This is a genomic window from Bacillus timonensis (assembly GCF_004799755.1).
In the GTDB taxonomy this organism is placed as follows: Bacteria; Bacillota; Bacilli; order Bacillales; family Bacillaceae_L; genus Ferdinandcohnia; species Ferdinandcohnia timonensis_A.
In genome coordinates, this window is record NZ_SLUB01000124.1 from 1 (window position 1) to 1,614 (window position 1,614).

General features: G+C 37.6%; 1 protein-coding gene. It reads left to right on the forward strand.

Features of this window, described 5'->3' with window-relative positions:
• Nucleotides 1-104 precede the first annotated feature (104 nt).
• Nucleotides 105-1,448, forward strand: a complete 1,344-nt coding sequence (locus E1I69_RS24060; RefSeq protein WP_136382016.1) for an IS1380 family transposase — start codon at nucleotides 105-107, stop codon at nucleotides 1,446-1,448.
• Nucleotides 1,449-1,614: the final 166 nt, after the last annotated feature.

Below are 1,614 nucleotides of genomic sequence, written 5' to 3' on the forward strand. Positions count from 1 at the left end.
ATCCTGAGTCCGTGACGTAATTAATAATAAATGTGCCCACAAAGCCTGATATAATAATGTTATCAGCTGATTTATGTTGATAATTTTATTTCACCAGGCAGGTGTTGAAATTGGTTAAGTTTATTTTAGAAGATTCCGATGATACATTAACGACCCATTCGGGTCTAGGTTTAATAGGTTTGCTTTTATCAAAAACAAAATTTTACAAACGTTTTTCATCCTTAAAGGTCCCAGAAATCAAGTCGTCTCCGGCCATTCTTAATGGCGATGTTACCACTTCTTATGTGGGTCTATTGTGCCAAGGTAAGAATGATTTCGACCATATCGAAGAATTTCGAGATGATCCCTTCTTTTATCGTGCATTGGATATTCAAGTGGTTCCATCAAGTCCCACACTACGGCAACGACTCGATCAAATTGCCAAGGTGACTGGATGGAAATCCATTGTTCTGGAAGAATCGGCTAAACTAATACGGCAATTTGATTCTCCTGTCACTCCAACAATTACTAGTGACAAAAAATCATACGTACCTCTGGATATTGATGTATCGCCATTTGATAACTCAAATACTAAGAAAGAAGGGGTTAGTCGCACATACAAAGGATGTGACGGGTATTCCCCTAACTTCTCCTATTTGGGTCAAGAAGGCTACGTTGTAAATGTGGAACTTCGGGAAGGAAGCACACACGTTCAAAAGGATACTGAGAAATTTCTCGAGAAAAGTATTATATATTCTCGGATGATTACTGATCTATCGTTATTGGTCCGTATGGATGCAGGAAACGATAGTGTCGAAAACCTAAAAGTTTGTGTAAATGAAAAGGCCGATTTCATAATTAAACGAAATCCTCGCCGTGAAAAGCCTGAAAACTGGCTCATGGTAGCTGAACAATTCGGTAAATGCGTTCAGGAGCGAGAAGGAAAACGTGTATTCTATGGTGCTTTAGAAACAACTCCAAAGGGAATGAAAAAAGCCATTCGCCAAGTCTATAAAGTAACAGAAAGAACGATTGATAAAAACGGCCAAATCCTCTTAGTCCCAGATGTTGAGTTTGAGAGCTATTGGACTACCCTACCTAATGAAACAGAGGAAATAATTAGCCTTTATCACGAACATGGCACTTGTGAACAATTCCACAGTGAATTAAAAACGGATTTAGACCTAGAACGTTTCCCTTCTGGGAAATTTGCCACCAATGAATTAATCTTACATCTTGGATGTTTAACCTACAATCTCCTTCGGATTATTGGCCAAGAAAGCCTGAAATCAGGGGATGCGCCGCTTAAAAGAAAGGTCTTCCGTCGCCGAGTAAAAACGGTTATCCAGAATTTGATTACATTAGCTGCAAAATTGGTAAAGCATTCCCGAAGAATTTACTTAAAGTTTGGAAATCATAGTCCTTGGTTTCCTACTTTTAAACGACTGTATCTTTCATTTTCAACATAAGCCTAGGAAACTGAATAGGTAATAAGACCTGAAAAAAATTATAGGTAAGCAGGTTTTATTTAGTGTACACAAAAACCAATCAATCCAACTTAAATTAGTACGAATGGCAAGAAAATAAGGAATTCCTAAAATTATCGGAAAAATTATTTTTTATCACGGATTCAGG